The following is a 5,673-nucleotide window of genomic DNA, read 5'->3' on the forward strand; positions in this document are numbered from 1 at the left end:
GAAGGCCCTGGACGGTCGGCGCGGACTGGGCGACAACCGCCTCTATCGACTGGTCCGTGATGGCTTCCGGGAGGCGGCCGACGCGCTCGAGCGGGAGGCGGGGGAGGCCGCGCAGGGCGAGGTACGGCGCCTGCGAGAGGCAACACCACACTGGCTGCGCCATACGGCCCTGACCCACCAGGCCCAGGCCGGGGTGGAATTGCGCTATCTGGCCGCGACGGCACGCCACTCGCGTCTCGACACCACGGCGCGCTACCTGCATACCGAGGACGAGGAGTGGCATCGCCAGCAAGCACATCATGGCCTGGGCGACGGAGAAGCGAGGGCCGTCGAGGCCGGTGATCGAGATAGCGGCCATGAGCCGGTATAATGACGGCAACCTTTTCCAGGTCATTTCCAGGAGAGAGCATGAGCGCCGAGACTACCGCCGAACTGGCCCAGCAGGAGCTTCTCGACGAGTTCGAGATGTTCGACAACTGGATGGACCGCTACCAGTACCTCATCGACCTGGGCAAGCAGCTGCCCCCTTATCCCGAGGAGTGGAAGGTCGACGAACTGAAGATTCAGGGCTGTCAGTCCAATGTCTGGATGCACCACCACCGTGAAGGCGAGACCCTGCACTTCGATGCGGTCTCCGATGCCGCCATCGTCTCCGGGTTGATCGCCGTGCTGATGCGCATCTACAACGACCGTCGGCCGGCAGACATCCGCGCTACCAGCCCGCACTTCATGAGCGACCTGGGCCTCGACAAGCACCTCTCGCCGACCCGCAGCAACGGCCTCAATGCCATGCTCGAGCGGATCTATCGCGTGGCCGAAGAGGAGGTGACCGCCTGATCAGCGGTCATCTGGCGCCCGGCAGCGGAACTGCGCGTCCAGTTCCGGGTCCTCCCGGCAGAGCTGCTCGCTGGGCCCGTCTGGAACCGGATCGATGCCGCCCTCGCAGCCTGGGTGGCAGCGGGTGATCCGCCGCACTGCCAGGATCCCGCCCCTGAGCGGGCCATGCACCTGCAATGCTTCCACCGTATAGTTCGAACAGCTCGGCCAGTAGCGGCAGCGCGGTCCCAGCAGCGGGCTCAGCGTGAGCTGGTAAAGCCGCACCATACCGACCATCAGCCAACCGAGGGCCCGGTCAAGCAGGCGCAACAGGCGATGAATCCCGGCGGCGAGGCAGGCCATGTCTCAGCCCTTGCCGTAGAGGGTATCGGGGTCGATCAAGGGCTCGCTGGCGATACGTGCCTCGTCGCCCTCCAGCGCCACATAGAAGCAGCTGCGCCGGCCGCTGTGGCAGGCGGGGCCCGTCTGGTCCACCTGCAGCAGCAGGGTGTCGCCGTCGCAGTCCAGCGCTGCGCCCTTCAGGTGCTGCTGCTGTCCTGAGCTCTCGCCCTTGCGCCACAGCTTGCCCCGCGAACGTGACCAGTAGCAGACCCGGCCGGTCCGCAGGGTCTCCTCCAGGGCCTCACGGTTCATCCAGGCCATCATCAGAACCTCGCCGCTGTCGTGCTGCTGAGCAATGGCCGGGATCAGGCCATCGGCGTTGAAGTGGATGGCGTCGAGGATCCCGGCCAGGGGGAAGCGGCTGTCGCCGGCGGCCCGCTCGAGGGCCTTGAAGGTGTCGGTCATGGAAGCTCCGCAGGGGCGACGGGGCGCTCGGACGCCTGTCGGCAGGCGTCACACTGGCCCAGCAGCTCGATGGTCTGGCGCTGGACCTCGAAGCCCAGCTCCCTGGCGCGGCGCGCCAGGTGGTCGTTGATCTCGTCCAGGTGCAGCTCCTCGACCCGGCCGCAGTGGCGGCATATCAGCAGTTGGAAGCCATGGGCATGCTCGGGGCAGGGGCAGGCCACATAGGCATTGAGCGACTCGATGCGATGCACCAGCCCCTGGTCGATAAGAAACTCCAGGGCGCGATAGACGGTAGGAGGACGCGCCGCCGCGTGTTCCGCCGACAGGCGGTCGAGCAGGTCATAGGCCTTGAGGCTGCCGGGAGCGTCGGCGATCATCTCCAGCACCCGTCGACGGATCGGCGTGAAGCGTACGCCGCGCTGCTGGCACTGTCGTTCGGCCTGTCGGATCATGTCGCGGGGATCGGTCATGGCACCCGGGGGATGGCTGAGAAGAGTGGGACATTCTACGCGCCGGACCCCCGAGGGGCCAGCAGTGGCCGTCTTTCAGGCCGTCTCACGCAGCTCGCTCGAACGGGCGAAATGATGCTGCGAGAAGGCGACCCTGTCTTCGGCGACGACACCCTCGGGCTGGCGTTCGATCAGGTCGAGCCGGGTACGCAGCCCCTCGCCGTTGGCCATCTGGATCGCCAACCCCGGGCGGGCATTGAGCTCGAGCAGCATGGGGCCATGGTCCCGGTCGAGCACCATATCGGTTCCCAGATAGCCCAGGCCGGTCATCTCGAAGCAGCCGGCGGCCAGGCGCAGAAGCGTGCCCCAGTCGCTGATGTGCAGGCTGGCGAGTTCATGCCCGGTATCCGGATGGTCGTGGCGCGTGCGATCGAACTGCACCCCCCGAATCGCCGTGCCGCTGGCGATGTCGATGCCCACGCCCACGGCCCCCTGGTGCAGGTTGGCCTTGCCGTCCGAGGCGGCGGTGGAGAGGCGCATCATCGCCATCACCGGATAGCCCTTGAAGACGATGACGCGGATGTCGGGCACCCCCTCGAAGGTGTACTCGGAGAAGGAGCCGTCGACGTTGATGAGTGCCTCGACCAAGGCCACGTCCGGCGAGCCCCCCAGGGAGTAGAGCCCGGAGAGGATATTGGAGACGTGACGCTCCACGTCGCCAAGGGACAGCGGCGCGCCGCTGGGCTTGATGTAGCGATCCCCCTCGACCCGCTCGATGACCAGAATGCCCTTGCCGCCGCTGCCCTTGGCCGGCTTGATCACGAAACCATGGTGGCCAGCGAGCATGGCACCGAGTTGCTTGACGCCGAACTGGGTGGTTACGGTGCCGATCAGCGCCGGCGTGGTGATGCCGTACTCCTGGGCCAGCAGCTTGGTCTTGAGCTTGTCGTCCACCAAGGGATAGAGGCGGCGGTTGTTGTAGCGGCCGATGTAGCGGATGTTGCGCCGGTTCATGCCGATGATCCCCTTGGCATGCAGGCGGGTAGGGGTCGTCCACATGGCGTCAGTCCTCCGTGACCGGCTTGAAGCGGCGCAGCTCGAGCAGGCGGTAGCCGGTGTAGCTGCCGAGCAGCAGGATCAGCGCCATCAGGATCAGCTGAACACCGAGGAAGTTGAAGGTGATGTGGCGGATCCAGGGGTTGTTCATCGCCAGATAGGCCAGCACCGCGGTGAGCAGGCTGCCGCCGCCCTGGATCAGCACCTGCTTGGGGCCTTCCTCCTCCCAGAGGATCGACATACGCTCGATGGTCCAGGAGAGGATGATCATCGGGAAAAAGGTGATGGTCAGGCCGGCGTTGAGCCCGAAGCGGTAGGAGAGCACCGAGAACACCGAGATGATGGCGATGACCGTGATGATCACCGCCGTCACTCGCGCCACCAGCAACAGGTTCAGGTAGGAGAGATAGTTGCGGATCACCAGCCCCACGGCCACCACGAGCAGGAAGCCGACCAGCCCGGTGATCAGGGTGGTCTGGATGAAGGCCAGCGCGATCAATACCGGCATGAAGGTACCCGAGGTCTTGATGCCGACCAGCACCCGCAGGATCACGACCATCAATGCGCCGATAGGGATCAGCAGGATGGTCTGGAACAGCGCCTGGTCCTCCAGCGGGAGACTGTGGATCGAGAAGTTGAGCAGGGTATCATCGGCCAACTGGCTGCGCACTGCCGCGGCTGCCGGCTGGTTGCGGGAGAGCATCGAGAAGCCGACCCGAGAGTTGCTGCCGCCCTGAACCTCGAGCACCGCCTGCCCGGCGGACTCCCACAGGAGCAGATTGTCCGGTCGTCCCCGGGCACCGGTGCGAGGGTCGAACAGCGCCCACTCCTGGCCGTCGAAGACCTGGATCCAGGATACCAGGCTCTGTCGCCGGCGGCCGTGCTCGAGCAGCAGGCCGCTGACCTCGCGGGTCGGCACGTCGGCCTGGTTGAGCAGGCGCACCAGCAGCGGGGTGCGGTCGAACTGGGTCAGCAGGAGGCGGGCATTCTCGCCCTGGCGCTCCTCGGTGAAGTCAGTGATCAGCTCGCGCGCGAAGGTGAAGGGGTCGGCACTGCGTGACCAGGCCCACTCGATCACCTGGGTGGCCGCGGTGTCATAGGGGCTTTCCCAGACGATGTCACGCTCCAGGGGAGGAGACTCGACCTTCGGGTTGCGCGACTCCGGGGCCACCAGCGCCTGCACGTTGTAATAGAGCTGCTGGTCGCCGGTGGCCTGGCGAGTGGACCATTCCGCACGCCGACCGCCGCTCTTCTCGAGGAAGGCCAGCCCGTAGCCGGGCGAGGCGGTGTGTTCGGTGAGGATGCGATACCCCTGCTGGCTCGAGGGCAGCGCCATGTTGACCTTGGCTGGCCCGCCATCGGCGGTAAAGTTGACCTGGGCTTCTATCTCCCAGACCTGGCGTTGCTCGCCGGGCGTCCAGGGCACTTCAAACTGCACATGGCGATGGATGCTCAGGGCGATACCGGCCACCAGCAGGAAGGCGACGATCAGATAGAAGGGCAGTCGTGACATGGATCTTCCTTGAGGGAGCTTGGGTCAGACGTGACAATGTCACTCTTTGACTTCTGTATCGCGATCAGCCATCTCGTCGGCGTCAGCTTCCTCTGCCGGGCGCCCGCCCGGGAACTCGGGGCGCTCATGCAGGTACTGCTCGGCCACGTCAATGACGGCGATGTCCATCAGGAAGCGGCGACCCAGCAGTATTGGATGGTCCAGGTGAGTGCGATCATTGAGGGTGAACTGCACCGTCTCGCGCAGCGGCCCCAGGGTCATCAGCAGGCTGATGACCGGACGCGAATCCTCTCCGGAAGCCTGGATGATGCGCACCCGACGCTCCACCGGCGCCTCGATCCACTCGTCGCGCACGCTGTCGATCACGCTATCACCGTCATTGAGTCCCAGCTTGAAGCGCACCCAGTTCTCGCCGTCACGCTCGAAGCGGGTGATCTCGGTGGCCGAGAGCGACGAAGTGGTGGCGCCGGAGTCGATGCGGGCCTTCAGGTAGGTGCCGACATCGGGCAGCCCGATCCACTCGCTGCGCCCGAGGATCTCCTTGTTGTCCAGGCGCGCCTGGCTGTCGCGGCACTGGCGTGTCACTTCAGGCGTGTCGTCCTCGCTGTCGCGACGTGCCAACTCACCACGCAGTTGTCGCAGCAGGCTGCCGACTTCACGCATATCCGCCGACAGCGCCTGTTGCTGGTTCAGCTGCTCGTCGAGTCGGGCCTGCTGCCCGGACACGCAGCTAGCGGTGACGGCGCCTTCCAACTGGTCGATGCGCGCCTGGAATTCTGCGCTGGTGACGACCGGCGGCGGCTCACGATCGGGCAGCAAAGTACAGCCGCTCAACAGCAGGGTAGCAACGATCAGAATGCCGACGGACGGCAGGCAGTGGCGCATGAACAGGGCTCGGGCATCAAAACGGATCGTGATCATAAGGAGTCGCCGCCAGCCTTGTCCAACGTCGACAAGGAGCGACAGGATGATTATCGCCGGTGCTGCAGGACGACTCACGGCCATTATTTAACATAATATACATTATACGAA

8 protein-coding genes are annotated in these 5,673 nt (G+C 65.5%); 2 read left to right on the forward strand and 6 right to left on the reverse strand.

Features of this window, described 5'->3' with window-relative positions:
• A partial coding sequence (locus RI841_RS13850; protein WP_310706218.1) for a site-specific integrase occupies positions 1 to 370 on the forward strand: 370 nt, incomplete at its 5' end.
• A 38-nt stretch (positions 371 to 408) separates the two neighbouring features.
• Positions 409 to 837 carry a SufE family protein gene (locus tag RI841_RS13855; RefSeq protein WP_310706219.1) on the forward strand — a complete coding sequence of 143 codons (429 nt, stop codon included), beginning with the start codon at positions 409 to 411 and terminating at the stop codon, positions 835 to 837.
• Here RI841_RS13855 and yidD read toward each other — a convergent pair whose 3' ends face one another.
• The 6 genes from yidD to RI841_RS13885 all read right to left on the reverse strand — a co-directional run bounded on the left by yidD (position 838) and on the right by RI841_RS13885 (position 5,562).
• Entirely contained in the window at positions 838 to 1,179 is a 342-nt protein-coding gene (yidD, locus tag RI841_RS13860; protein ID WP_310706220.1) for a membrane protein insertion efficiency factor YidD, read from the reverse strand.
• Between the two features lie 3 nt (positions 1,180 to 1,182).
• Complete coding sequence (gene hisI, locus RI841_RS13865; RefSeq protein ID WP_310706221.1) at positions 1,183 to 1,623, reverse strand: phosphoribosyl-AMP cyclohydrolase; 441 nt, start codon at positions 1,621 to 1,623, stop codon at positions 1,183 to 1,185.
• Positions 1,620 to 2,093: a transcriptional repressor gene (locus tag RI841_RS13870; protein WP_310706222.1), complete on the reverse strand. Its 474-nt coding sequence runs from the start codon at positions 2,091 to 2,093 to the stop codon at positions 1,620 to 1,622. Before RI841_RS13870 ends, hisI begins: the two co-directional genes overlap by 4 nt.
• A gap of 75 nt (positions 2,094 to 2,168) precedes the next feature.
• A complete protein-coding gene (locus tag RI841_RS13875; RefSeq protein WP_310706223.1) occupies positions 2,169 to 3,131 on the reverse strand; it encodes an alpha-L-glutamate ligase-like protein in 963 nt (320 codons plus the stop codon).
• A 4-nt stretch (positions 3,132 to 3,135) separates the two neighbouring features.
• Positions 3,136 to 4,641 (reverse strand): UUP1 family membrane protein, encoded by a 1,506-nt coding sequence (locus tag RI841_RS13880; RefSeq protein ID WP_310706224.1) that lies wholly within the window; start codon positions 4,639 to 4,641, stop codon positions 3,136 to 3,138.
• 39 nt (positions 4,642 to 4,680) lie between these two features.
• Positions 4,681 to 5,562: a RimK/LysX family protein gene (locus tag RI841_RS13885; protein ID WP_405000949.1), complete on the reverse strand. Its 882-nt coding sequence runs from the start codon at positions 5,560 to 5,562 to the stop codon at positions 4,681 to 4,683.
• Positions 5,563 to 5,673: the final 111 nt, after the last annotated feature.

It is taken from the genome of Halomonas sp., assembly GCF_031581305.1.
Taxonomy (GTDB): Bacteria; Pseudomonadota; Gammaproteobacteria; order Pseudomonadales; family Halomonadaceae; genus Halomonas.

Excerpts from the sequence above, each read along its gene's own strand:
- RI841_RS13855 (WP_310706219.1), top strand. The coding sequence starts at position 409 with ATGAGCGCCGAGACTACCGCCGAACTGGCCCAGCAGGAGCTTCTCGAC.
- yidD (WP_310706220.1), bottom strand. The coding sequence starts at position 1,179 with ATGGCCTGCCTCGCCGCCGGGATTCATCGCCTGTTGCGCCTGCTTGAC.
- hisI (WP_310706221.1), bottom strand. The coding sequence starts at position 1,623 with ATGACCGACACCTTCAAGGCCCTCGAGCGGGCCGCCGGCGACAGCCGC.
- RI841_RS13870 (WP_310706222.1), bottom strand. The coding sequence starts at position 2,093 with ATGACCGATCCCCGCGACATGATCCGACAGGCCGAACGACAGTGCCAG.
- RI841_RS13875 (WP_310706223.1), bottom strand. The coding sequence starts at position 3,131 with ATGTGGACGACCCCTACCCGCCTGCATGCCAAGGGGATCATCGGCATG.
- RI841_RS13880 (WP_310706224.1), bottom strand. The coding sequence starts at position 4,641 with ATGTCACGACTGCCCTTCTATCTGATCGTCGCCTTCCTGCTGGTGGCC.
- RI841_RS13885 (WP_405000949.1), bottom strand. The coding sequence starts at position 5,562 with ATGATCACGATCCGTTTTGATGCCCGAGCCCTGTTCATGCGCCACTGC.